Below are 24,230 nucleotides of genomic sequence, written 5' to 3' on the forward strand. Positions count from 1 at the left end.
CGCCAATCTGCAGCGTTGCAGACAGGGCGCTATGGTCAGAGCTGCTGATCTCCCCCCTTGAGGGGGAGATGTCCGGCAGGACAGAGGGGGGTGCTGTCCCGCCGACGCTGCCAAGACGATCGCCCCTTTCCTGATATCTACAAGCGAGCTATCAGACCGCTGCCAGCGCCTGCGTCAGGTCGGCGATAAGATCGTCCGGATGCTCGACGCCGATCGACAGCCTGACCGTGGTCTCCAGCACGCCAATGCGCTGGCGCACGTCGAAGGGAATGCCGGAGTGCGTCATCGCCGCCGGGTGGCTGGCGAGTGACTCCGTGCCGCCGAGGCTCACCGCCAGCTTGAATATTTGCAGCCCGTTGAGAAATGCGAAGGCCGCCTTCTCTCCGCCTTTGATATCGAAAGAAAATGTCGACCCGGCGCCGCTGCATTGCGCCTTGTAGGCCCGTCCCGCTGCCGTATCCTCGCCCAGGAACGGCAGGTAATGCACCTTCTCGACCTTGGCGTGATCGCGCAGGAATTCGGCCACGAGCCGCGCATTGTCGTTGGCGCGCTCCATGCGGATGGACAGCGTCTCCAGCGAGCGGCCGAGCATCCAGCAGGAATGCGGGTCGAGTTGCGTGCCGATGGCGCCGCGCAGCGCCTTGATCGGCTTGGTCACCGCCTTGCTGCCCATCGCCGCACCGGCGATCAGGTCGGAATGGCCGCCGACATATTTGGTCAGCGAATAGACGGAGACATCCGCGCCATGTTCGATCGGTCGCTGGAACACCGGGCCGAGCAGCGTGTTGTCGCAGACGATGATCGGCGTTGATCCTTGGCTTGCGCCGATCTCGTCGGCAAACTTCCGGATCAGTGCGATGTCGACCAGGCTGTTGGTCGGATTCGACGGCGTTTCGATGAGAATGACCGAGACACGCCCCTTCGCCACCGCTGCATCAGCAGCGGCCCGCACCGCCTTGTCGTCGACGCCGTCGGCGAAGCCGACAGCGCCGATGCCGAAGCCGGACAGCGTGCGCGTCAAAAGCGTCTCGGTGCCGCCGTAAAGCGGCTGCGAATGCAGGATGACATCGCCCGGCCGGGCATAGGCGAGCAGCGTCGTGGCGATCGCCGACATGCCCGACGAGAACAGGATGCAGGCGTCCGTTCCCTCATAGACCGCCAGCCGGTCCTCGACGATCTCCGAGTTGGGATGATTGAAGCGCGAATAGACCAGGCCGGACGCCGTGCCGCTCGGCGGCTCCTTGCGGCCGGATGTGTAGTCGAAGAAGTCGCGTCCCTCCTCCGCCGATTTGAACACGAAGGTCGAGGTCAGGAACACCGGCGGCTTGACGGCGCCTTCCGACAGTTGCGGATCGAAGCCATAGCTCAACATCAACGTTTCCGGATGGAGCTTGTGGTTGCCGATGTGGGTTTTCGACGGGCGCGGCGCGGTCATGGCTTTTCCTGCGTTCTGGAGGAGTCTCGTCCAGCAATTTATGCGATCCCGGTCCACCAGTCCTTGCTATTTTCGGCCTCGCATGGCTGCATCCCGGCAACAAATTGCCGAGCGAGAGCAAAAGTGCAACAGAAGATAGCCGACGATTTCGACCGCAAGATCCTGCGCGAGCTGCAGGCCGACGCCCGCATCACCAACAATGAGCTTGCGGAGCGCATCGGCCTGTCGCCGTCGCCATGTTTGAGGAGGGTACGCCGGCTGGAGGAGGCCGGCATTATCCGGGGCTATACCACGCTGGTCGACCCGGCCGCCTTCGGCTGGAACATGGTCGCCATCGCCACCGTCCGGCTCAGCCGCCAGAACGAGGACGAGATCGTCATGTTCGAAGACGCCATCCGCGGTTGGGAAGAGGTACTGGAATGCCACCTCGTCACCGGGTCACGCGATTATGTGTTGAAAGTGGTGACCGGCAGCCTCGAACAGTACGAGCGCTTCATCAAGGAAAAGATCGCGCGGCTGAAATGCGTCGCGTCGATCGAGACCAGCTTCGTCATGAACACCATAAAGGAACGGCGCCTCTGACATTTGGTCAAAGGCGCCGCTCTCGAGGTCGAAATTGCCTGGCCAGGCTTATTTGATCGCCTTGTCGGTGATGGCTGTGGTGTAGGCGCCGGTCGGCGCCTTGGTGATGATCTTCTGGTCGAGCAGCGCCTTGGCGGTGCGCTCGTAGGTCGCCGGGTCGAGCTTGCCGTCGGCATTGTCGATCAGCTTGGCGACTTCGCTCATCATCCGCTTCTGGTGGTTTTCGTCCTGGCCACCGCCGTCCATGACAATGCCCGCGGCCTCGTCATTGTTGTCGATGGCATATTTCCAGCCCTTCATCGAGGCGCGCACGAAACGCACCATCTTGTCTTCGAAAGCCGGATCCTTGAGCTTGTCTTCCGAGGCATAGAGCCCGTCCTCAAGCAGGTCGTTGCCCATCGCCGAGTAGTTGAACACGGTGAGCTGGTCCGGCTTGTAGCCGGCATCGATCAGCTGCCAGTACTCGTTGTAGGTCATGACCGAAATGCAATCCGCCTGCTTCTGGATCAGCGGCTGCACGTCGAAGCTCTGCTTCAAAACCGTGACGCCGTCCGGGCCGCCTTCGGTCTTCAGGCCGAGCTTGTTCATCCAGGCGTAGAATGGATATTCGTTACCGAAGAACCAGACGCCCAGCGTGTGACCCTTGAAATCGGCTTCGGTCTTGATCGGGCCGTCCTTCGGGCAGACCAGCTCCATACCGGCCTTCTTGAACGGCTGGGCGATGTTGACCAGCGGCACGCCCTTTTCGCGCGCGGCGAGCGCCCCGCCCATCCAGTCGACGATGACGTCGGCGCCACCGCCGGCGATCACCTGCTCGGGTGCGATATCGGGACCGCCCGGCTTGATGTCGACGTCGAGGCCTTCTGCTTCATAAAAACCCTTGGCCTTGGCGACATAGTAGCCGGCAAACTGCGCCTGCGTGACCCATTTCAGCTGCAAGGTCACCTTGTCGGCGGCCATTGCCTGGAACGCGGCCAGCGACATCGCGCCGGCCAGCATCGGAATGATCAGTCTTTTCATGTTTTTACCCTCTGAAGTTAACACCCGAACCCACCGCCCTATCCACCACGGACAGAGGGATGCCAAAACGTGACGGCTCTCTCGACGAGAGCGACCACGCCATAAAAGACCGAACCCGCCAGTGCTGCAACTGCGATTTCGGCCCAGACCATGTCGATGTTCATCCGCCCGACCTCGGTCGAGATGCGAAAGCCCATGCCGACCACAGGCGTGCCGAAGAACTCGGCGACGATGGCGCCGATCAGCGCCAGCGTCGAGTTGATCTTCAGCGCGTTGAAGATGAAGGGCGCTGCCGCCGGCAGCCGGAGCTTCAAGAGTGTTGGCCAGTAGCCCGACGCATAGGTGCGCATCAGGTCGCGCTCCATATGGCCGGAGGCGGCAAGACCGGCAACCGTGTTCACCAGCATTGGGAAGAAGGTCATGATGATGACGACCGCGGCCTTGGACGGCCAGTCGAAGCCGAACCACATCACCATGATTGGCGCCACACCGATGATCGGCAGCGCCGAGACCATATTGCCGATCGGCAGCAGACCGCGGCGCAGGAACGGCACGCGGTCGGCCGCAATCGCCACCAGGAAGCCGGCGCCGCTGCCGATGACATAACCGAAGATCACCGCCTTGAAGATGGTCTGCCTGATATCGGCGCCGAGCACCGGCAGGGAACTGGCGATGCGCACACCGATGGCGCTCGGCGGCGGCAAAAGGATGAAGGGAATGCCGGCGCCACGCGTCATCGCTTCCCATATGATCAGGATCCAGGCGCCGAAGATCGCCGGTATGATGAGGCGCAGCGCCATCCGCGCCCCTTTTGCCATCGGGCGAAGCCCCGACAGCACGGCGACGCAGCGCCATGCCAGCAGCCAGGCAGCGGCGAGCAGCAGGAAATACGGCGCCAATGCCATGCCTTCGAACCCTGTAATGCCCGAGATCAGCATCCAGGCGACAAGGTGAGCGCCGATAAACAGCACCGCAGCCTCGGCCACCGCCGAAATCCTGAGCATCGAGATCAGCCCCGCCAGCACGGCCAGGCCGATCATCGGGGTCTTTATACCGAAATAGGGGTAGTCGAAACTTGCCGTCGGGTCTGCAAGGGTGGCCGCTTCCGGCTTCGACATCGCGCCGAGCGACAGGGCTACAAGACACAGCGTAATGGCCAGCACCGCTTGCCAGGAGGGCTTCAGCCAGTTCATGCCGGCCTCCCGCCCATCGCGCGGTCAACGAGGCGCCCGGCTATGCCGACCACCATGACCAGAAGGGCCGCCACCACCGAGCCCGCCACAAGGGCGGACCAGATGTCGATGGACTGGCTGTAATAGGCGCCTGCCAAAAGCTTGGCGCCGATGCCGGCGACAGCACCGGTCGGCAGTTCGCCGACAATGGCGCCGACCAGGCTCGCCGCCACCGCCACCTTCATCGAGGTGAACAGGAACGGCACCGAGGCCGGCACCCGCAGCTTCCAGAAGGTCTGCGAGACACTGGCATTGTAGGTGTGCATCAGGTCGAGATGCATGAGTTCGGGCGAGCGCAGGCCCTTCACCATGCCCACCGTCACCGGGAAGAACGACAGGTAGGTCGAGATCATCGCCTTTGGGATCAGACCGCTGATGCCGATCGCCCCCAGCACGACGATGATCATCGGCGCCACCGCCAGAATGGGAATCGTCTGGGAGGCGATGATCCACGGCATCAGGCTGCGGTCGAGCGTCGCCACATGCACGATGCCAACCGCGATGACGATGCCGAGCGCCGTGCCGAAGGCAAAGCCGAGCAACGTCGACGACAGGGTCACCCAAGCATTGTAGACGAGGCTTCGGCTCGATGTGATGGGCCGCAGGAAGGTGTTCTCGAAGAAGTTCACCGCCACCTGATGCGGCGCCGGCAGCGTCGGCTTGGGCTGCGACAGCGTCTTGCCGATGAATTCGACGGTGTCGTGGGTTTCCCCGGCGCGCCGGTCGAGGTCGCGCTGGAAGGGCGCGTTTAGGATGACGGCGAAGACATACCAGAGCACCACCATGCCGAGGAGGATGGAGGTCACGGGGATGAGTTTTTCGCGGAAGGTGTCCATCTAGCGCGCCTCGCCAGCGGGGCGCCCTCCTCTCCCCAACGGGGAGAGGGTGGCCGGAGCGAAGCGGAGGTCGGGTGAGGGGGTAGAAATCTTTCCGTCGAGACAAGCCAAGATCGTATCCAGGACCGCTCGGCGCTCAGCCAAAACTTCGTGATTCCAGAAGCGCAGAACCGAATAACCTTGTCCGTTCAGCCAGGCTGTCCTGGCGGGATCGGTCAGTGAATCCGCGTGTTGGCTGCCATCAAGTTCGACAATCAGCCCCTGCTCGCGGCAGACGAAGTCCGCGATGAAAGGTCCGAGCGGCACTTGCCGCACAAATTTGTAGCCGTTGAGATGACGTCCTCTCAATTCCCCCCAAAGCCGGTATTCAGCTTCGGTCTCGTCAAACCGCAGCTTTCGGGCGCGAGCGGTTGCCCCGACATTTCTCTTGGTCGGATCCGTCGGCGCCGCCCCCTCACCCGACCTCCGCTTCGCTCCGGCCACCCTCTCCCCGTTGGGGAGAGGAGCCAGCCGGTCGTTCGCCCCCTCAATCATCATAGCTGTGCCCTGCCCGCAACCCATCGCGCACGCGGGCCGCGATCGCCAGAAACTCAGGCGTCTCGCGGATGTCCAGTGGCCGCTCCTTTGGCAGCGTCGATTCGATGATGTCGGTAACCCGACCTGGGCGCGGCGACATGACGACGATGCGCGTCGACAGATACACCGCCTCGGGGATGGAATGGGTGACGAAGCAGATCGTCTTGTTGGTGCGCGCCCACAATTCCAGAAGCTGTTCATTGAGATGGTCGCGCACGATCTCGTCCAGCGCGCCGAAGGGCTCGTCCATCAGCAACAGGTCGGCGTCGAAGGCGAGCGCGCGGGCGATCGAAGCGCGCTGCTGCATGCCGCCGGAAAGCTGCCAAGGGTATTTCTTCTCGAAGCCGGAGAGGTTGACGAGCTCCATCGTGCGCTTGATGCGCTCGGCCTGCTCCGCTCTCGAAAGGCCGATGATCTCCAGCGGCAGCGCCACGTTACGCTCGATCGTGCGCCACGGGAAAAGGGCTGCCGCCTGGAAGACGTAGCCATAAGCGCGTTTCTCGCGCGCCTGTTCCGGCGTCATGCCGTTGACCGAGATCGTGCCCGATGTCGGTTTTTCCAGATCGGCGATGACGCGCAGCAAGGTGGTCTTGCCGCAGCCAGATGGGCCGATGAAGGAGACGAACTCGCCCTTGCCGATTGTCAGGTCGACTTTGGAGAGCGCCTCTACCGGACCGTCATTGGTCTGAAAGGTAAGGCCAAGTTTGCTTGCCGAGACGACGGCTGGCGATCGTCCCGTCATCGCTTGCTGCCTGCTTCTCGCAGCCGCCCAGGATGAAATGCCGTTGCATTCGCGTTGATGTTGCTTTCCACTCGTCCAATCCCACCCAATCGACGCCCGGAGCCTTGCCGATGTCGCCCAAACCCACTTGTCACCTTATCCGTCCTGAAAGCACTTATGAAGGCAAGCAGGGATTGACCTATTTTGCCGGCATTGCAGCCGAGACGGTCGGCTCGTCCGGCATCTGCATGCATCTGCTCACCCTGCCGCCTGGCGCCCGCGCCAAGGCGCATCTGCATGAAAGCCATGAGACGGCGATCTATGTGCTCTCGGGCGAGGTCCACACATGGTATGGCGACAGGCTCGAGAACCACATCGTCGTCAAGGCCGGCGACCTCTTCTACATCCCGGCCGGCGTACCGCATCTGCCGGCCAATCTGAGCAACGCCCCGTCCTCGGCCGTCATCGCCCGCACCGATCCCAATGAACAGGAAAGCGTCGTCCTGTTGCCGGAACTGGATGCGCTGGTGGCCTGACGCTGACGGGACTGCCGTCATTTGCACCGCGCCACTTCGCCCATGACATTGCCGTCGTCGTCGGCGACCGTCAGCTTCTTGGCGTTCTTGGCGCTGCGCTTGATGGTGAATTTGGTCGGCGCCTGTCCTTCTTCGCCTTCCGCCTCGCATGTTGCCGTCACCACCAGCGACCCATCAGCCTGCGCCTGCTTGTCCGTGAAGGTGCAGGCGCTGGCGGCGGTGACCAATGCCTCGTCGGTCAAAAGCAGCATCCGATCGGCGGCGACTTCCTGGCCGTTGCGGTTGATGCAGCCATATTTGTCCCCATAGGGTTTCGTCAGGTCGATGCCTGCCGCAAGGGCCTGACCCGCAGCCAGAACGACTACCATCGCAACAGACGGCCCCAAACCGCGCGCGCTCATTCCCCCAGCTCCAACGTCACGAACACGGTTGCAACGGCCCCATTTCTTCAAGACCGGGAATGGTCACGAAGAACCCACCCTCGCCCTTGTTGGTGACCACAACGGTTTCAGCCGTCGTCCCCGCCTCGCCTTCGGCGGAACAGGTCGCATCAAGCGATTGCGTGCCCGGCGCCCACGTCAATTGCTGCGCGAACCGGCAGCCGCTGCCATAGGTCTCGATGCCTTCGGCGGTCAGCACGATATAATCGTCCCGGCCCTGAAAACCGGCCTTTGCAAAGACACAGCCGGCATCGTTGCCCCAGGAGCCGGCCAGCCTCTCGGCCCCTGTTGCCGGACCAGCGACCACCATCGCCACGACCAGTGAAATGAGCGCCCCCGGGCTCCGCAACGTCAAACGCCTGTCGCCGGAATGCCGGTGCGTTCCACCTTGCGCGGCGCGGTAATGTCCTTCCAGGTCGACAGAGCCCGGTTGACCGCCGCGTTCGGCTCGCGGGCGACGAATTCGCCATGGCCGGGCTTGGCCTTGACCTCCGCTTCCTCGACCGACAATTCGCCGCGCGAAAAGACGAAGCGCGGCAGGCCGGTCACCTCAAAACCTTCGAAGACGTTGTAGTCGATCACCGATTGCTGCTTCTTCGAGGTGATGGTCTTCTTGGCGCTGGGGTCCCACACCACGATGTCGGCGTCCGCGCCTTGGACGATGGCGCCCTTCCTAGGATACATGTTGAGGATCTTGGCGATGTTGGTCGAAGTCACCGCGACGAACTCGTTCATCGTCAGCCGCCCGGTGTTGACGCCCGTCGTCCACAGCACGGGCAAGCGGTCTTCAAGCCCGCCAGTGCCGTTCGGGATCTTGGTGAAATCGCCGACGCCGTTGCGCTTCTGCTTGGTGGTGAAGGCGCAGTGGTCGGTCGCCACCACCTGCAGCGATCCCGCCTGCAGGCCGGCCCACAGCGAATCCTGGTGCAGCTTGTTGCGGAAGGGCGGGCTCATGACGCGGCGCGCCGCGTGGTCCCAATCCTTATCGAAATACTCGCTTTCATCCAGCGTCAGATGCTGGATCAGCGGCTCGCCGAAAACCCGCATGCCCTTCTGGCGGGCGCGGCGGATGGCTTCGTGGCTCTGCTCGCAGGACACATGCACGACATAGAGCGGCACGCCGGCCATGTCGGCGATCATGATGGCGCGGTTGGTCGCCTCGCCTTCCACTTCCGGCGGCCGCGAATAGGCGTGTCCCTCGGGGCCATTATTGCCGGCGGCGAGCAGCTTTTGCGACAGCGCCGCAACCACGTCGCCATTCTCGGCATGAACGAGCGGCAGCGCGCCGAGATCGGCGCAGCGCTGGAACGACGCGTACATCTCGTCGTCGTCCACCATCAGCGCGCCCTTGTAGGCCATGAAATGCTTGAACGAGGTAATGCCTCTGTCGACGACGGTGGCCATCTCGTCGAACACCTGCTTGCCCCACCAGGTGATCGCCATGTGGAAGGAGTAGTCGCAGGCAGCCTTCGAGGTCTTGTTGTCCCACATCTGCAACGCTTCCAGCAGCGATTGCTGCGGCGCCGGCAGGCAGAAATCGACCACCATCGTGGTGCCACCGGAAAGGGCCGCGCGCGTCCCGGACTCGAAATCGTCGGCCGAATAGGTGCCCATGAACGGCATTTCGAGATGGGTGTGCGGATCGATGCCGCCCGGCATGACGTAACAGCCGCTGGCGTCGAACTCATGGTCGCCATGCAGGTTCGAGCCAATGGCGACGATCTTGCCGTGCTGCATCAGCACATCGGCCTTCCAGGTGCGGTCGGCGGTGACGATGGTGCCGTTTCGGATGACTTTGGTCATTGTCGTGTTCCCTTGTTCTCTTCGCGCTTCTTGTGAGCGTCGTTTTGAATACAGATCTTAGTTCACGCCACGATCCCCGCTGTCTCTACCACCGCATGGAACAGCACGTCGGCGCCGGCGCCGGCCCATTCCTTGGTGATTTCCTCGGCCTCGTTGTGTGACAACCCGTCAACGCAGGGGCACATCACCATGGCGGTCGGCGCGACGCGGTTGATCCAGCAGGCGTCGTGGCCGGCGCCGGATACGAGGTTGCGGTGGGAATAGCCGAGCCGCTCGGCGGCGTCGCGGATCGCCTTGACGCAGCCGGCATCGAAGGTGACCGGATCGAAAGCGCCGACCTGCTCGACCTTGTACTGGATGTCGAGCGCCTCACAGATCGTGTCGATGCCTTCGCGTATGCGCCCATCCATCGCGTCCAGCACTTCCTTCTCGGGCGAACGGATGTCGATGGTGAAGACGGTGCGTCCCGCAATGATGTTGCGCGAGTTCGGAAACACCTCCATGTGGCCGACCGCGCCGACGGCATCGGGCTGGTAGTCCATGGCGATCTCATGCACCAGCTCGACCACGCGCGCCATGCCTAGACCGGCATTACGGCGCTTGGGCATCGGCGTCGAGCCGGTATGCGCCTCCTTGCCGGTCAGCGTTACCTGCAGCCATTTCAGGCCCTGGCCGTGGGTGACGACGCCAATGTCGATGCCTTCGTCCTCGAGGACCGGCCCCTGCTCGATATGCAGTTCGAAGAAGGCGTGGATCTTGCGGTCGCCGACCTTCTCGGTTCCCTTCCAGCCAATGCGCTCCAGCTCCTCGCCGAACTTTTTCCCCTGTTTATCGGTGTGCTGATACACGTCCGCCTGCTCGAGCACACCGGCGAACACGCCGGACGCCATCATCGCCGGGGCAAAGCGCGAGCCTTCCTCATTGGTCCAGTTGGTAACGACGATCGGATGCCTGGTCTGGATGCCGAGATCGTTAAGCGAGCGGATGATCTCCAGCCCGCCGAGCACGCCGAGCACGCCGTCATACTTGCCGCCGGTCGGCTGCGTGTCGAGATGGCTGCCGACATAAACCGGCGGCAGGCTGGGATCAGCACCTTCCCGCCGGGCAAACATGGTGCCCATCTCGTCCAGGCCCATTTCGAGCCCGGCCGCCTCGCACCAGCGCTTGAACAGATGCCGTCCCTCGCCGTCCTCGTCGGTCACGGTCTGGCGATTGTTGCCGCCCGCAATACCGGGGCCGATCTTCGCCATCTCCATGATGGAATCCCACAAACGGTCTGAATTGATTCGCAGATTCTCGCCTGGGGCGGCCATTCAAAGTCCTCTCATTTCATATAACCAACCGGGCGGCGGTTCCCGCCGCCGCCCGACTGGCTGGATAGATTAGTCGATCGCCCTCAGCACTTCTCTGACATGGTCGATCAATTCGTTGATCTGGCCCTTGGTGATGATCAGTGGCGGCGACAGCGCGATGATGTCGCCGGTGGTGCGGATCAGCGCGCCGCGCTCGAACGCCTTTACGAAGGCCGAGAAGGCCCGCTTGGTCGGGCTGCCTGCGATCGGCGCCAGTTCGATCGCGCCGATCAGGCCGATGTTCCTGATGTCGATGACATGCGGCTCGCCCTTCAGCGAATGCAGCGCATCTTCCCAGTACGGCGCCAGTTCCTCGCCGCGGGTGAGCAGGCCCTCTTCCTTGTAGGTGTCGAGCGTGCCGAGTGCCGCGGCGCACGCAATCGGATTGCCCGAATAGGTGTAGCCGTGGAAGAACTCGATCATGTGCTCGGGGCCGCTCATGAAGGCGTCGTGGATTTCCTTCTTCACGAACACCGCGCCCATCGGGATGACGCCGTTGGAGACGCCCTTGGCGGTGGTCATGATGTCGGGCGTGACGCCGAAATAATCCGCTGCGAACGGCGCGCCGAGACGGCCGAAACCGGTGATGACCTCGTCGAAGATCAGCAAAATGCCGTGCTTGGTGCAGATCTCCCGCAGTTTCTGCAGATAGCCCTTCGGCGGCAGGATGACGCCGGTGGAGCCGGCGACCGGTTCGACGATGACGGCGGCGATGGTCGAGGCGTCATGCAGGGCAACGATGCGCTCCAACTCGTTGGCGAGTTCCGCGCCATACTCCGGCACGCCCTTGGAGAAGGCGTTCTTTTCCGGCAGATGCGTGTGCGGCATGTGGTCGACGCCGCCGAGCAGCGTGCCGAACATCTTGCGGTTAGTGACGATGCCGCCGACCGAGATACCGCCGAAATTGACGCCGTGATAGCCGCGTTCGCGGCCGATCAGGCGGGTGCGCGCGCCCTCGCCCTTCACACGGTGATAGGCGATCGCCATCTTCAGCGCGGTTTCCACCGATTCCGAACCGGAATTGGTGAAGAAGACATGGTCCATGCCCTTGGGCGCGAGGTCGACCAGGCGGTTGGCCAGTTCGAACACGATCGGGTGACCCATCTGGAAGGCCGGCGCATAGTCGAGTTCGGCGGCCTGATGCTGGATCGCCTCGGTGATCTTGGGACGGCAATGGCCGGCATTGACGCACCAGAGGCCCGCGGTGCCGTCGAGCACCTTGCGGCCGTCGCTGGTGGTGTAGTGCATGTCCTTGGCGGACACGAACATGCGCGGCGCCTGTTTGAACTGCCGGTTTGCCGTGAACGGCATCCAGAATGCGCTGAGATCGTTCGGCGTGACTTTCAGCCGGTTGGACATGACCAAGACTTCCCCTTGTAACCTGTTTCGGTGCGGCTAACGCTTGGTCTTTCCAAAGCTTGGTCTTTGCTGCGTTTTCATGCTACGCAAATTTTTGACCGATTGGACAAACGTTAGCACCGCCCTGTCGGCGGTCAAGGGATTACTAGCGGAAATGCGGCCTCCGAAGTGCGCTCCACGGGTAAGAGAAAAACTGGTCCAGAGAATTGGTCCAGATGACCCGCTCGGCCAAGGCTTGCAGGGGTGAGCGGCGCCATGGAAGGCTCAGCCCCTCGCCGCACCCGCATCCAGCAGGAAAAGCGCGAACTGATCCTGGAGGCAGCCCTCGAAGTCTTCTCCGCCAACGGCTTTCGCGGTTCGACCATCGACCAGATCGCCGAGGCCGCCGGGATGTCGAAGCCGAACCTGCTCTATTATTTCCGCCGCAAGGAAGACATTCACGAGACACTGATGGAGCGGCTGCTGGCGACCTGGCTGGCGCCGCTGCGCGAACTCGACGATATCGGCGATCCCCTGACCGAGCTCAGGAGCTACATCAGGCGCAAGCTCGAAATGGCGCGTGATTTTCCCAGGGAGAGCCGGCTGTTCGCCAACGAGATCCTGCAAGGCGCGCCACGCATCATGCCGCTGCTGGCGGGTGAACTGAAGACACTGGTCGACGAGAAGGCCAACGTCATCAAGGGCTGGATGCGCGCGGGAAAAATCGCCCGCACCGATCCCTGGCACCTGATCTTTTCGATCTGGGCGACGACGCAGCACTATGCCGATTTCGATGTCCAGGTCCGTGCCGTGCTCGGCGCCGATCGCGGCGGCGACGGCCGCTTCGAGGATGCGGCGCGGTTTCTGGAGCAGTTGTTCATTGATGGGCTGAAGCCGAAGGGCTGACCTTTGGGCGTCAGGCGCTGCGGCGCTCCGCCGGCATCGCCTCAAGCAAATTCTGCAGCTTCTCGATCGAATTCTGTTCGGCCAGCGGCGTGTAGACGATCAGCTTCATGTCCGAGCCGTCGTCGATCGACAGGCTCATATGCTCGAACGTCATGGCGCCGGCGCTCGGATGTCGGACATGTTTCACCCCCGACAATCGGCGTGCCACGTCGCGTTGCGGCCACCAGTCGCGAAACTCCGGACTTGAGCGCGTCATAAGCACGATCAGCCGCTCGAAATCCGCATCGCCCACATAGCGGGCGCTTTCCGCCCGGAACGAGGCCAGCACGGTGCGCGCCAATTGCTCCCAGTCAACCAGCAGGCGCCGGTGATGCGGATTGGTGAACACCATGTGGACGATGTTGCGGGCGTCGCCCTCTAGCAGGCCATAATCACCGAACACCGCTACCGCCGCCGGATTCCAGGCCAGCACATCCCAGCGCCGCCCGACGACATAGGCCGGCTGCAGCACCAGGCTCTCCAGCATATGCATCAGCGGGCCATCGACCTTTTCCGGCGCAGCCACGCGGTTCTCCGGTTGCTGGCGGCTGCCAGGATGAACAGATGCCGCCTTTCAACGGCGTCGAGGCGCAGCGCTTCGCTGAGCGCCGCTAGCACCTCCACCGAGGGTCTGACCTCGCGCCCCTGCTCTAGCCATGTGTACCAGGTGGTGCCGACGCCGGCGATCATCGCCACTTCCTCGCGACGCAAGCCTGGCGTGCGTCTCCGCAGGCCGGTCGCGATGCCGGTGGCGGACGGCGTCAATCTTTCGCGGCGCGAGCGCAGGAAGGCGCCAAGCTCGCGCCGGCGGCTGTCTTCAGCGGAGTGCGTGGGGGCATCCATGAGAGCTATTATAGCAGTATTGATACCAGGATAAAGTTTGAACTGTTTGGGCTGGGTCAGGCGCCCCATCTTCCATCCAGAGAGATGGAGGCTCTGAATATGGATCTGAAAGACAAGACAATCCTCATCACCGGTTCGACCGACGGCGTCGGCCGTGTCGTCGCGCAAAGGCTGGGCGCCGGCGGCGCGCGCGTGCTGGTGCATGGCCGTGACGCGGCTCGCGGCAAGGCAACCGTCGCAGAAATCGAATCCGCCGGCGGCAAGGCCGAGTTCCTCGCCGCCAACCTCGCCTCGCTAGCCGAGGTCCGCCGCCTTGCCGAGGCCGTACGCGCAAAAACCGACCGGCTCGACATCCTCATCAACAATGCCGGCATCGGCACGGCCGGCGCCAAGCGACAGCTCAGCGCCGACGGCTTCGAACTGCGCTTTGCGGTCAACTATCTCGCCGGTTTCCTGCTGACCTCGGAACTGCTGCCGCTGCTCAAGGCGAGTTCGCCGGCGCGCATCATCAACGTCGCTTCGGCCGGCCAGCAGGCGATCGATTTCGGCGATGTCATGCTGACACGTTCCTATGACGGCGTGCGCGCCTATTGCCAGAGCAAGCTGGCGCAGATCCTGTTCACCATCGACCTGGCCGGAGAGTTGAAAGGCAGCGGCGTCACCGTCAACGCTCTGCATCCGGCGAGCTACATGAACACCACCATGGTCCGCCAAGCCGGCGTGACGCCATGGAGCTCGGTCGAGACCGGCGCCGACGCCATTCTCAACGTCGCGACATCGCCCGCCCTGGAGGGCCGCAGTGGCCTCTATTTCGATGGCCTAAAGGAATCCCGCGCCGAAGCACAAGCCTATGACGCCAAGGCCAGACAGCAATTGCGAACCCTGAGCCTCGACTTCGTCGGCCAAGTCTCCGCAAAATCGAAGGAACAGCATTCATGACCGGCAAGATCGAACACACGGTCGTCATCGGCGGCTCATCCGGCATCGGCCTCGCAACGGCGCGAAAACTGCTGGGCCCAGGCATGAAGGTGACCATCACCGGACGAAGCCAGGACAAGCTCACCAGCGCCTGGAAGAGCCTCGGCGGCGCCGCCGAAAAAGCTGCCTTCGATGCTTCGAAGCCGGATGAAGTCCGCCATTTCTTTGGGGAACTCGGACCGTTCGATCACCTCGTGCTGGCTGCCAGCGGCGGCAAGGGACTTGGGCCGTTCGAAACCCTCGATCTCTCAGACATCGCCGGCGGCGTCGACGAGAAAGTCCGGCCGCAGCTGTCCTGTTTGCAGGCAGCCTTGCCGACGCTCAACAGATCGGGATCGGTCACTTTCATCTCGGCGGTGTCGGCACAATTGTCGGCGCCCGGCGTGGCTGGCATTGCCGCCGTCAACGGCATGCTGTTGACGGTGGTGCCGATCCTGGCGGTCGAACTGAAGCCGCTGCGCGTCAATGTCGTGGCGCCCGGCGTCATCGACACGCCGTGGTGGGATTTCCTGGCCGAAGACCAGCGGCAGGCGGTGTTCAGCGAATATGCCGGCAAAACCCCGGTGGGCAGGATCGGCCGCGCCGAAGACGTCGCCGGCGCAATCGCCTTTCTAGTCTCCAACGGCTTCATGACCGGCCAGGTGCTGACCTGCGACGGCGGCCTGCGCTACGCGGCGTGACCTTACAGCGACTGCGCGATCAGCGTGAGAAGGCCTCCGGCCAGTGCGACGTTGCCGACGAAACCGTTGATGCGCGACGCCCGGTCCGGGCCCTGATGGTCCCAGAAATTGTGGAACATCGGCGTGGCGACGATGAGAAACAGCAGCAGCACGGCGCAGGCGGTCGCAGTCCACAGGCCGGCCATCAACAGCGCGCCGGCAATGGTCTGCAGGACGATGCCGGCCCACAACGCCAATCTCGCCTGCGGCACGCCGCGCGCGGTCATCAGCCCTGTCAGGAAGGTCTCGTTCTGAACATTGCGCAGGCCGGCGCAAACGAAGGCGCCGCCGAGCAACAGGCGGCCGAGAAACAAAAAGGTCGAAGGCAAATCGACAGGCATGAAATCTTCCCCGTACTTAAGCATGAAACAGGTGGAGCGCCGCCCTTTCCACGGCGCTCCATGACTAACCGGACGGTCAGGCTGCTTTGGCAGCCGGCATCGGGTGAATGGCGTGGAACGGGATGCAGAGCCGGTTCCAGGTGTTGATCATGCCGATCGCGACCGACAGCTTGACCAGTTCCTCTTCCGAGAAGTGCTCTAGCGTGCGGGCATAGAGTTCGTCCGAAACGCCATTGTTGGCGATCAGGGTCGTTGCCTCGGTCCAAGCAAGCGCCGCGCGTTCGCGCTCGGAAAACAGCGGCGATTCCTTCCAGGCCGAAACCAGATAGAGCCGTGTCTCGGTTTCGCCATCGCGCCTCGCCTCGCGGCTATGCATCTCGACGCAGTAGGAGCAGCCATTGATCTGCGAGGCGCGGAGCTTGATCAAATGCAGCAGGCTCACTTCAAGCCCGCATTCGTCGACCGCCTTGTTGAGCGCCGACACGGCTTTCATGATCTCAGGCGCCTTGGCGAAGAATTGCAGTCTCTGTTTCATCGTCTTTCCTTTCACATCTGTTTGCGGGGGATTAAATCTGTTTGGTCGAAGCGGGTTTCTGCGGCCGCTGATGGCGCGCCACAAAGGCACAGCTGGCGGCAAACGATCGCGGATCGCCTTCGGCCTTGTAGTCAGCCACGATGTCGGACAACCGGGTTTCCGCGAGAGCCGCGCGATAGGCACGCTCGGCTTTCAGCATCGCGGCATTGATGCCGCACGGCTTCACATAGGCCGAAGCATCGATCTTGACCGGGCCGCGCTGGCGGATCTCGCCGCAGCGGAAGGCCGGCTCGCGACCCTCGACCGCAAGCACGATATCGAGCAGCGTGATGCGCTCGGCCGGACGCGCCAGCCGGTAGCCGCCCGCCGGTCCCGGCACCGATTCCAGGATGCGCGCAGCAGTCAGCTGGTTCAGATGTTTCAGCAGATAGCTCGGCGACAGGCCGAAGGACTCTGCCAAAGCAGCACCCGGTATCGTGCTGTTGCCCTCCACGCTGGCCAGTGTGGCCGCGCAATGGATGGCCGCTTCTACACCCTCGCCCAGTTTCACGATGTTGCGCTCCTATTCATGGATATCTTTTATCCTAGATAGATTTTATCTGCAATAGTAAAATGAAAAACGGCGCTCGAAAGCGCCGCTTTTTTCTTCGACCCGTTCCCTACTCTGCGGCCACCTTGGCCATCGGGTTGTTCGGGTGCGTCGTCCAGTTGGCATAGATCGGCGACACCGGCTTGCCGGTGCGCTGGTCCATGACGCCGGCGGCCAGCGGCTCCATGGTGATGCAGTTCTCGACCGGGCAGACATTGACGCACAGATTGCAGCCGACGCATTCGGCCTCGATCACCTCGAAATGCCTGACGCCGTCGACCATGTTGGTGATTGCCTGGTGCGAAGTGTCCTCGCAGGCGATGTGGCAGCGGCCGCATTTGATGCAGGCGTCCTGGTCGATATGCGCCTTGGCGATGTAATTGAGGTTGAGATACTGCCAGTCGGTGACGTTGGGCGTGGCGCGGCCGACAATGTCGTTGAGCGAGGCGTGGCCTTTCTCGTCCATCCAGTTTTCGAGACCGGCGATCATCTCCTGCACGATCTTGAAGCCGTATGTCATCGCCGCCGTGCACACCTGCACATTGCCGGCGCCGAGCGCCATGAATTCAGCCGCATCGCGCCAGGTGGTGATGCCGCCAATGCCGGAGATCGGCAGGCCGCGCGTTTCCGGATCGCGGGCGATCTCGGCCACCATGTTCATGGCGATCGGCTTCACCGCCGGGCCGCAATAGCCGCCATGCGAGCCCTTGCCGTCGATGGTCGGCTGCGGCGCGAAACTGTCGAGGTCGACGCCGGTGATCGAGTTGATGGTGTTTATCAGCGACACCGCGTCGGTTCCGCCGGAGAGTGCGGCGCGCGCCGGCTTGCGCACATCGGTGATATTCGGCGTCAGCTTGGTGATGACAGGCATGCGGGTGTTGGCCTTGCACCAGCGCACCACCATTTCGATGTATTCCGGCACCTGGCCGACAGCCGCGCCCATGCCGCGTTCCGACATGCCGTGCGGGCAGCCGAAATTGAGCTCGATGCCGTCGGCTTCGGTCTCCTCGACCACCGGCAGGATCGCCTTCCAGCTTTCCTCGACGCATGGCACCATCAGTGAGACGACGATGGCGCGGTCGGGCCAGTCCTTCTTGACCTGCTTGATCTCGCGCAGATTGACCTGCAAATCGCGGTCGGTGATCAGCTCGATATTGTTGAGGCCGAGCAGGCGCCGGTCCGCCCCCCAGATCGCGCCATAACGCGGGCCGTTGACGTTGACCACCGGCGGACCTTCTTCGCCCAGCGTCTTCCACACGACGCCGCCCCAGCCCGCCTTGAAGGCGCGGATGACGTTGTAGGCCTTGTCGGTCGGCGGCGCCGAAGCCAGCCAGAACGGATTGGGCGATTTGATGCCGACGAAATTGTTGCGGATGTCTGCCATGACAGGTCCCTTTCAACCGAGACGAAGGAGCATTTCCACGGGTGCGAGAATGCCGCCTTTAAGCGCGGGGGTGAGATTGGCGATCTTGGTGCCGGCGTTCTCGCCCATGATAAGATTAACGCCAGGCGGCGGCTTTTTTCCTTCCGCCTGCGCCGCAGCCATGCGCGCCCGTATCGTGTCGAAAAATTCGATGGCGAAGGCGCCACGGGGGCGCTCGGCGGTTACAGAGAACCCCGCGGCGGCGGCAGCCGAACGATAGTCGTCGGGCGTGGCAACGAAGGACATGCTCTCGTCGGATGCCCATGGCAGCGGATAGGTCAGTGCACCTGCCTTGAGCCGCATCACATCGTAGACGGCAAAGACGCCGCCCGGCTTGAGCACACGCGCCGCCTCGCTCATCAGCTTTTTCTTGTCGGGAAGATTCATGCCGACATGCAGGATCATGGCCGTATCAAAGCTTTTGTTGCTGAACGGCATGTCCAGCGCGCTGCCCTGCACGAACCGGACTTTGTCGGCCATTCCCACCCGCTTCGACAGGCTGGTCGCGATGTCGACATAGCTTTGCGTCAGATCGATGCCGGTGACATCGGCGCCGGCATTGTTGGCGGCGAAGCGGGCTGGACCACCCACGCCGGAACCAATGTCGAGCAGCCTGGCCCCCGGCTTCAAACCCATCTGGCCGATGAGTTCCCTGGTGGCGGCGATACCGCCAATGTGGAACTCGTCGACCGCTTCGAGATCGCCAGCGCGTAGATGGGCAATTTCCACGCCGGTATCGGCGAGCACGGCAAGAATGTGCTGCTCAAGATCCGAGACGTCGTAGTGACGCGCGATGCCTGATTCCACTGAGGCCATGATCTCTATCCCTGTGCCAGACTCCGGTTGATGCTCTCCGCCGCATCGCGGCCTTGCGCCACGGCCGAAACCGTCAAATCGTCGCCGCCAAAAATGCAGTCGCCGCCGGCCCAGACATTGGCGAGCGAGGTGCGCCCTTCCGCGTCGACCTTGATGCGGCCGGCTTCGAGTTCGATCGCAGCACCGCTACCATTGAGTGCCGCCGGCACGAAGCTCTGGCCGATTGCCTTGAACACCTGGTCGGCGGCCAGCGTCAGCCGCTCGCCCGTGCCGGCAAGCCTGTCGCCGTTCATCGCGGTGTATTCGAGTTCGATGCCCGACACTTTGCCACCTTCGACAATGACCCGCTTCGGCTGCAGCCAGTGGCGGATGGTGACGCCGTTGGCGGCGGCCAGATCCTGCTCGAACTCGGAGGCGTTCATGTGCTCCTGGCCGCGCCGGTAGCAGATCGTCACCTCTCGGCGCCGAGCAGCTTCGACTGCACCGCGGCATCGATCGCCGTCATGCCGCCGCCGATGACGACGACGCGCCGGCCGACCGGCAGGCTCGCGAGATCGCTGGCCTGGCGTAGCTCGGCGATGAACTCGACCGCATTGACAACGCCATCGGCGTCCTCGCCATCGGCGCGCAGCGCATTGACGCCGCCAAGCCCCATGCCGAGGAAGACGGCATCATAATTGAGGATCAGGTCCGACAGCTGGTAGTCGCGACCGAGCGCCTTGCCGTTATGGATATCGATGCCGCCGATCCCAGTGACATAGTCGACCTCGGCCTGGGCGAAATTGTCGATGCTCTTGTAGGCGGCGATGCCATATTCATTGAGGCCGCCGGCCTTCGGGCGGGCTTCCAGAATGGTGACGTCGTGGCCGTGGCGAGCGAGCCGGTGGGCGGCGGCAAGACCGGCCGGTCCGGCGCCCACGACGGCGACCGACTTGCCGGTCGATTCAGCGCGCGGATAAAACTGCTTGTGCTCGGCCATTGCGACGTCGGTGGCGTAGCGCTGCAGGCGGCCGATCTGCACCGGCTTGCCTTCCGCCACCTCGCGCACGCAGACCTCTTCGCAAAGCGTCTCGGTCGGGCAGACGCGGGCGCACATGCCACCCAATATGTTCTGGTCGAAAATCGTCTTGGCCGAACCGATCGGGTTGCCGGTCGATATCTGGCGGATGAACAGCGGAATGTCGATCGAGGTCGGGCACGCGTTCATGCACGGCGCATCGTAGCAGAAATAGCAGCGGTCGGATTCGACCAGCGCTTCGTGGTGATCGAGCGGCGGATGCAGGTCGGAAAAATTCTCGGCGTACTGGTCGGCGGCAAGCCGGCCGCCGGCAATGCCGTCCTTGAACTGGCCTTCTGGCATCGTCAGTTCCCCATGTTTTCGTTTTGGGGAAGGCTAGCACGTTTTATTTTTTTATCAATTGGTCAATTTTCGCCGCAAGCCACTGAAAAGGCTGGATAATAACATGATCTTTTTAGTCATATTATTACCCAGTGTCGCCTTTCACCATCCGTCACAGAAGGGGCTAGCGCCTCTGTTGCGTCTTCACATTGAGTATGTTAGTATACTCAACATAGATTAATCAAGGATACTCAATGACTGGATCGGAACTGAAAGAAGCCATTGCCGAACTGCGCATCAGCCAAGCTGAATTCGCTCGCCTGGTGGGCGTAACCGTCGGCGCAGTAGCTCAGTGGCTGTCAGAAAATAGAAGCATCCCGGGTCCGGTAGAGGCATTCGTCGCCCTTTTTATGAGGCTGCCTCTCTCGATCCGGGAATTCGAAATCTATCAACTTCAAAAAGGAGCAATTAATATGCGTAACGGAATGTATCTCATCCACTTCGTCGGCACTGCTGGTGACGGCTACGCCACCCTCACCTTCGATAACGGGCTTGTATATGGCTTCGATACCGGCGGCGGCCAATACGATGGTGTTTGCACCCCCAACACGGCGTCTGCGGAGATGGTTGACGTCGACGTCAAGGTACGGATGCCGCCTAACGCTAGGAGTGTCGTCGGCGGGATCAGCAATCCCTTCGAATGGGTTCTCCCCGTCAAGGCTCAGCTCAACATTCGCAATGATCGCGGGCAGATTTCGGTAGAGACCGGCCTCGGCCCGATTGTTCACGCAAACTATACCAGAATGCGTGACTTGCCGAAGTCTTTGGCTGCTTAAACTCGAATACTCGAAGGTCCGATCAAAAAAGGTCGGGCCTTTGTGTCTTATAACCATCGCACTCAATGAGCCCGTAGCGTCTCTCCGAAATGGCCAATCGTATTCGGTCCGAAATCTTTAACCTGCGCCGCCATGGATCGACCTGATCTCTTCGGCAACCAGTTGCTGCAGCAGCCACAGATTGCGGTCGCGGATGCCGAATTCCTCGAGGTGGCTGACGGTGTTGTAGAGATACTCCGCGCCCGAGCCGACATGGCCGCAGGCCCGCGCCAACACCCGCGCCACAAGGTCCAGCGGCTGCCCAAGCGACGTTCCCCTGCCCGTCACCCCGACCCAGAAGCCGAGCGCCCGTATCCGGCCCTGCTCCGTGCGCACGGGAACCCACCGAACCGAGCTGACACTCTCATGGTCGTCGATCTCGCGCCGCAGCAGTCTTTCGATCTGCTGCGGCTTGTCGCCGTCGGGCAGACGGTAGATGACGCCATCGCATCGGCCGCCGCGTTCGAGCGCCATCATCAGCCCCGGCTGCGCGACGCTGCCGCGCCAGCGCACCATGTCGAGACAAAAGGAACGATGCCAGCCAAACGCGGTGGCGCGCTGGCTTTCGACGGACTCGAAAGCCGGCTTCCAGATCAGCGAGCCATAGGCGAACACCCATAACGGCCCCGCATCGGCTTCGTCGGAGAGCCGTAAGGCAAGCGTGCGAAAATCCTCGTCGTTCAGCTGCGTCCAGCTGCCGTCGGGTCCGGGATCGACCTCTTCGCGATGACACAGTGACACCAGCTCAGGCGTGAGCGACATAAGGCGCATGAAACGACAACCCCTCGTTTGCCCAAGGAAAGTCGAAAACCGCTGCACGTGCAAGGCGTCGAGCGGGACGAAGTGCGGAACGATGTGTCAACGCAGCCGTTGAACTTTCTCCGCTTCGCTGTCGGATTCGCGTCGGTGAAAACGTCCTTTGATGGATCGGACGACGATCTATGCATGAAGGTGAGGAGACCGAAAATGCCGAAATCCCCAATGCCCTTCTTCTGGTACGAGTTGATGACCAGCGACCTCGATGCGGCGCAAGCGTTCTACACCACCGTGGTCGGCTGGCGCGCCGAGCCCTTCGACAAGGCGCCCGGCATGCCGCGCTATATCGTGGTGAACTCCGCCGAGCGTGGCGTCGGCGGGCTGATGACCCTGCCCGAGGAAGCAGCCAGGACGGGTCTGAAGCCGGCCTGGTTCGGCTATATCCACACCAGCGATACCGATGCCTCGACCGAGGCACTGAAAGCCGCCGGCGGGGCTGTTCACCGCGAACCCGACGACATTCCCGGCGTCGGCCGCTTCTCCGTCGTCGCCGACCCGCAAGGCGCCGCCTTCATGTTCCTGCAGCCCAATGGCCCCGACCAGCCCGTCCTTCCGGCAACCTCGCCGGGCCATGTCGGCTGGCACGAGCTTTATGCGGCCGACCGCCAGAAGGCCTTCGATTTCTACTCAAGCCAGTTCGGCTGGACTGATGCCGGTAGCATGGAAGTCGGCGAGATGGGCATCTATCAGACCTTCTCAGCCGGCCCTGAATCCGGCGGCGGCATCATGAACAAGCCGCAACAGCTGCCGGTGCCGGTCTGGCTGTTCTATTTCAATGTCGACGCCATCGACGCAGCCGCCAAACGCGTCACCGACAATGGCGGCAAGATCGTGATGGGCCCGATGCCGGTGCCGACCGGCCAATGGATTGCCCAGTTCACCGATCCGCAAGGCGCTTATTTCGCGCTGATCGCGCCGGGCCGCTGATACCCTGCGGTGCTCGCCCGCACGGAACTGCTCTCATCGCGCCGCCGGTGCGATGAGAGGCGCGTCCGGGGCGGTCACTCTGGCGCCAGCACAGCAACCTTGAGGTTCTCTTTCCTGGAGCCGCTGAGCTGGATCGTGGCTGCGCCAGGCGTCAGCTTGAAGCGCAGGCTCTTGCGGACGCCGAGGCAGGTCTTCACGCCGCTGAAACCGGCTGATTTCACGGCCTGGCCATCCTGAATGACGTCGACCCAGGCCTCATCGGACAGGCTGATCTGGAGCTCTCCTTCCGTTGGCACGGCCACGTTTGCCGTCGCGCCGAACGTGCCGGCTGCCGGCGCGCGTTGCGGTGAGACCATGAAGCTGACCGCATCGACCGGCTCCAGCGCCATATCCGCGGCTTCGCCGAAAGCAAGAGAGGCACCGGACTGCGCGGCGGGCGCTGCCGGAAACAGTTCCTGCTCGCGTGTCACCGGCCATTTGAAGGCATCGCAGCCAGCATCAGCGGCCATGGCGAAACTGGTGCTTGCGAGAATTGCGAACAGGCTGACGGCGACTTTTTTCATGGCTAGGAACCCGATTGGTTTGGAGTGTCTTACACGCAGATATACAACTTTAACGAGACGTATGCAACCATAACGAGAGCAGATTTCGAAGTCAGACTGGAAATAATTGCATCACCGATTGTTGATGACAGGCCATGGGAAGTGAATGGTCCAGCGCCGGGTGATGATTTATGGCCGGGCCACATGGTTGGAAAAATGGAGTTTAGATGAAGCTTTTTGACGGTCTCGCCAGATTTCAGCCGCAGGCACTCGGCGTCCTGCGCATCATGACGGCCCTGCAGTTCCTCGAGCATGGCTCGCAGAAACTGTTCAATTTTCCGGTCAGCGCCGAGCCTCACGCTCTTAGCGGCCTGACGGCGACGGCAGGCATCCTGGAATTCGCCGGTGGCATCCTGCTGGCGCTCGGTCTGTTCACCCGCCCGGTCGCGTTCCTGCTGGCCGGCGAGATGGCCATCGCCTATTTCATGGCGCACTACCCGCGCGACTTCTTCCCGGTCAACAACAGCGGCGACGCGGCAATCTCCTTCTGCTTCATCTTCCTCTATCTGGTGTTTGCCGGCGCCGGCGCCTTCGCGCTCGACAACCGCCGCAGCACCTGACGCGCCTGATGCATGTCGCCCAAAAGTGCGCAGCGGTTTTGGGATAACGAC

26 protein-coding genes and 2 pseudogenes are annotated in these 24,230 nt (G+C 62.5%); 8 read left to right on the forward strand and 20 right to left on the reverse strand.

Going from position 1 to position 24,230, the window contains the following annotated elements:
• Nucleotides 1-151: 151 nt before the first annotated feature.
• On the reverse strand, nucleotides 152-1,435 hold the full coding sequence (locus ACYG9V_RS24575) for a cystathionine gamma-synthase family protein (protein WP_023668225.1): 1,284 nt from the start codon (nucleotides 1,433-1,435) through the stop codon (nucleotides 152-154).
• 123 nt (nucleotides 1,436-1,558) lie between these two features.
• Between ACYG9V_RS24575 and ACYG9V_RS24580 the strand changes: the two genes are divergently transcribed.
• Entirely contained in the window at nucleotides 1,559-2,017 is a 459-nt protein-coding gene (locus ACYG9V_RS24580) for an Lrp/AsnC family transcriptional regulator (RefSeq protein ID WP_023682177.1), read from the forward strand.
• Nucleotides 2,018-2,065: 48 nt separating this feature from the next.
• Here ACYG9V_RS24580 and ACYG9V_RS24585 read toward each other — a convergent pair whose 3' ends face one another.
• From ACYG9V_RS24585 to ACYG9V_RS24605, 5 genes are read right to left on the reverse strand one after another with little or no spacing between them, the layout of a single operon-like run.
• Nucleotides 2,066-3,037, reverse strand: coding sequence for an ABC transporter substrate-binding protein (locus tag ACYG9V_RS24585; protein WP_023682178.1), 972 nt, complete (start codon nucleotides 3,035-3,037; stop codon nucleotides 2,066-2,068).
• A 38-nt stretch (nucleotides 3,038-3,075) separates the two neighbouring features.
• A complete protein-coding gene (locus ACYG9V_RS24590; RefSeq protein WP_023753550.1) occupies nucleotides 3,076-4,230 on the reverse strand; it encodes an ABC transporter permease in 1,155 nt (384 codons plus the stop codon).
• Nucleotides 4,227-5,105: an ABC transporter permease gene (locus ACYG9V_RS24595; RefSeq protein ID WP_023741720.1), complete on the reverse strand. Its 879-nt coding sequence runs from the start codon at nucleotides 5,103-5,105 to the stop codon at nucleotides 4,227-4,229. Before ACYG9V_RS24595 ends, ACYG9V_RS24590 begins: the two co-directional genes overlap by 4 nt.
• Nucleotides 5,106-5,642: an endonuclease domain-containing protein gene (locus ACYG9V_RS24600; protein ID WP_023705579.1), complete on the reverse strand. Its 537-nt coding sequence runs from the start codon at nucleotides 5,640-5,642 to the stop codon at nucleotides 5,106-5,108.
• Entirely contained in the window at nucleotides 5,632-6,423 is a 792-nt protein-coding gene (locus ACYG9V_RS24605) for an ABC transporter ATP-binding protein (protein ID WP_023668219.1), read from the reverse strand. The genes ACYG9V_RS24600 and ACYG9V_RS24605 overlap by 11 nt, the downstream gene beginning before the upstream one ends.
• Before the next feature lie 110 nt (nucleotides 6,424-6,533).
• Between ACYG9V_RS24605 and ACYG9V_RS24610 the strand changes: the two genes are divergently transcribed.
• Nucleotides 6,534-6,938, forward strand: a complete 405-nt coding sequence (locus ACYG9V_RS24610) for a cupin domain-containing protein (RefSeq protein WP_031193071.1) — start codon at nucleotides 6,534-6,536, stop codon at nucleotides 6,936-6,938.
• Between the two features lie 17 nt (nucleotides 6,939-6,955).
• Here ACYG9V_RS24610 and ACYG9V_RS24615 read toward each other — a convergent pair whose 3' ends face one another.
• The 5 genes from ACYG9V_RS24615 to aptA form a co-directional block, all read right to left on the reverse strand.
• Nucleotides 6,956-7,339, reverse strand: coding sequence for a hypothetical protein (locus ACYG9V_RS24615; protein WP_031251092.1), 384 nt, complete (start codon nucleotides 7,337-7,339; stop codon nucleotides 6,956-6,958).
• Nucleotides 7,340-7,355: 16 nt separating this feature from the next.
• Entirely contained in the window at nucleotides 7,356-7,733 is a 378-nt protein-coding gene (locus ACYG9V_RS24620) for a hypothetical protein (RefSeq protein WP_023668216.1), read from the reverse strand.
• Nucleotides 7,730-9,181 carry a dihydropyrimidinase gene (hydA, locus tag ACYG9V_RS24625; RefSeq protein WP_027050645.1) on the reverse strand — a complete coding sequence of 484 codons (1,452 nt, stop codon included), beginning with the start codon at nucleotides 9,179-9,181 and terminating at the stop codon, nucleotides 7,730-7,732. The genes ACYG9V_RS24620 and hydA overlap by 4 nt, the downstream gene beginning before the upstream one ends.
• A 62-nt stretch (nucleotides 9,182-9,243) precedes the next feature.
• On the reverse strand, nucleotides 9,244-10,494 hold the full coding sequence (locus tag ACYG9V_RS24630; RefSeq protein WP_352765051.1) for a Zn-dependent hydrolase: 1,251 nt from the start codon (nucleotides 10,492-10,494) through the stop codon (nucleotides 9,244-9,246).
• Between the two features lie 69 nt (nucleotides 10,495-10,563).
• Complete coding sequence (aptA, locus tag ACYG9V_RS24635; protein WP_023830791.1) at nucleotides 10,564-11,892, reverse strand: omega-aminotransferase AptA; 1,329 nt, start codon at nucleotides 11,890-11,892, stop codon at nucleotides 10,564-10,566.
• 255 nt (nucleotides 11,893-12,147) lie between these two features.
• Between aptA and ACYG9V_RS24640 the strand changes: the two genes are divergently transcribed.
• Nucleotides 12,148-12,777: a TetR family transcriptional regulator C-terminal domain-containing protein gene (locus tag ACYG9V_RS24640; protein WP_023697053.1), complete on the forward strand. Its 630-nt coding sequence runs from the start codon at nucleotides 12,148-12,150 to the stop codon at nucleotides 12,775-12,777.
• Nucleotides 12,778-12,787: 10 nt separating this feature from the next.
• On the opposite strand, the pseudogene ACYG9V_RS24645 reads toward ACYG9V_RS24640, so the two are convergent.
• Nucleotides 12,788-13,659, reverse strand: a pseudogene (locus tag ACYG9V_RS24645) (helix-turn-helix transcriptional regulator).
• Between the two features lie 99 nt (nucleotides 13,660-13,758).
• Here ACYG9V_RS24645 and ACYG9V_RS24650 point away from each other — a divergent pair.
• Together ACYG9V_RS24650 and ACYG9V_RS24655 are read left to right on the forward strand one after the other, a co-directional pair.
• On the forward strand, nucleotides 13,759-14,598 hold the full coding sequence (locus ACYG9V_RS24650) for an SDR family oxidoreductase (RefSeq protein ID WP_352765049.1): 840 nt from the start codon (nucleotides 13,759-13,761) through the stop codon (nucleotides 14,596-14,598).
• Nucleotides 14,595-15,317 carry an SDR family oxidoreductase gene (locus ACYG9V_RS24655; RefSeq protein WP_023668208.1) on the forward strand — a complete coding sequence of 241 codons (723 nt, stop codon included), beginning with the start codon at nucleotides 14,595-14,597 and terminating at the stop codon, nucleotides 15,315-15,317. Before ACYG9V_RS24650 ends, ACYG9V_RS24655 begins: the two co-directional genes overlap by 4 nt.
• A 2-nt stretch (nucleotides 15,318-15,319) precedes the next feature.
• On the opposite strand, the gene ACYG9V_RS24660 is transcribed toward ACYG9V_RS24655, so the two are convergent.
• The 6 genes and pseudogenes from ACYG9V_RS24660 to ACYG9V_RS24685 all read right to left on the reverse strand — a co-directional run bounded on the left by ACYG9V_RS24660 (nucleotide 15,320) and on the right by ACYG9V_RS24685 (nucleotide 20,420).
• Nucleotides 15,320-15,697, reverse strand: coding sequence for a DoxX family protein (locus ACYG9V_RS24660; RefSeq protein WP_023668207.1), 378 nt, complete (start codon nucleotides 15,695-15,697; stop codon nucleotides 15,320-15,322).
• Between the two features lie 76 nt (nucleotides 15,698-15,773).
• The gene (locus ACYG9V_RS24665) at nucleotides 15,774-16,232 is read right to left on the reverse strand and encodes a carboxymuconolactone decarboxylase family protein (RefSeq protein WP_023668206.1); all 459 of its coding nucleotides are present in this window, start codon (nucleotides 16,230-16,232) and stop codon (nucleotides 15,774-15,776) included.
• A 31-nt stretch (nucleotides 16,233-16,263) separates the two neighbouring features.
• The gene (locus ACYG9V_RS24670) at nucleotides 16,264-16,782 is read right to left on the reverse strand and encodes an RrF2 family transcriptional regulator (RefSeq protein WP_023668205.1); all 519 of its coding nucleotides are present in this window, start codon (nucleotides 16,780-16,782) and stop codon (nucleotides 16,264-16,266) included.
• 109 nt (nucleotides 16,783-16,891) lie between these two features.
• Nucleotides 16,892-18,205: an NAD-dependent dihydropyrimidine dehydrogenase subunit PreA gene (gene preA / locus ACYG9V_RS24675; RefSeq protein WP_023729383.1), complete on the reverse strand. Its 1,314-nt coding sequence runs from the start codon at nucleotides 18,203-18,205 to the stop codon at nucleotides 16,892-16,894.
• Nucleotides 18,206-18,217: 12 nt separating this feature from the next.
• Nucleotides 18,218-19,060 carry a class I SAM-dependent methyltransferase gene (locus ACYG9V_RS24680; protein ID WP_023690824.1) on the reverse strand — a complete coding sequence of 281 codons (843 nt, stop codon included), beginning with the start codon at nucleotides 19,058-19,060 and terminating at the stop codon, nucleotides 18,218-18,220.
• 5 nt (nucleotides 19,061-19,065) lie between these two features.
• Nucleotides 19,066-20,420 (reverse strand): annotated as a pseudogene (locus ACYG9V_RS24685) (NAD(P)-dependent oxidoreductase).
• A gap of 233 nt (nucleotides 20,421-20,653) precedes the next feature.
• Between ACYG9V_RS24685 and ACYG9V_RS24690 the strand changes: the two are divergent.
• Nucleotides 20,654-21,235: a helix-turn-helix domain-containing protein gene (locus ACYG9V_RS24690; protein ID WP_023821798.1), complete on the forward strand. Its 582-nt coding sequence runs from the start codon at nucleotides 20,654-20,656 to the stop codon at nucleotides 21,233-21,235.
• A gap of 117 nt (nucleotides 21,236-21,352) precedes the next feature.
• On the opposite strand, the gene ACYG9V_RS24695 is transcribed toward ACYG9V_RS24690, so the two are convergent.
• The gene (locus ACYG9V_RS24695; protein WP_352765048.1) at nucleotides 21,353-22,045 is read right to left on the reverse strand and encodes a gamma-glutamylcyclotransferase; all 693 of its coding nucleotides are present in this window, start codon (nucleotides 22,043-22,045) and stop codon (nucleotides 21,353-21,355) included.
• 195 nt (nucleotides 22,046-22,240) lie between these two features.
• Between ACYG9V_RS24695 and ACYG9V_RS24700 the strand changes: the two genes are divergently transcribed.
• Complete coding sequence (locus tag ACYG9V_RS24700; RefSeq protein ID WP_352765047.1) at nucleotides 22,241-23,017, forward strand: VOC family protein; 777 nt, start codon at nucleotides 22,241-22,243, stop codon at nucleotides 23,015-23,017.
• 74 nt (nucleotides 23,018-23,091) lie between these two features.
• Here ACYG9V_RS24700 and ACYG9V_RS24705 read toward each other — a convergent pair whose 3' ends face one another.
• Nucleotides 23,092-23,580 (reverse strand): hypothetical protein, encoded by a 489-nt coding sequence (locus ACYG9V_RS24705; RefSeq protein WP_352765045.1) that lies wholly within the window; start codon nucleotides 23,578-23,580, stop codon nucleotides 23,092-23,094.
• A gap of 206 nt (nucleotides 23,581-23,786) precedes the next feature.
• On the opposite strand from ACYG9V_RS24705, the gene ACYG9V_RS24710 reads away from it, so the two are divergent.
• Nucleotides 23,787-24,179 carry a DoxX family protein gene (locus ACYG9V_RS24710; protein WP_023707718.1) on the forward strand — a complete coding sequence of 131 codons (393 nt, stop codon included), beginning with the start codon at nucleotides 23,787-23,789 and terminating at the stop codon, nucleotides 24,177-24,179.
• Nucleotides 24,180-24,230 lie beyond the last annotated feature (51 nt).

It is taken from the genome of Mesorhizobium sp. W016 (assembly GCF_054719485.1).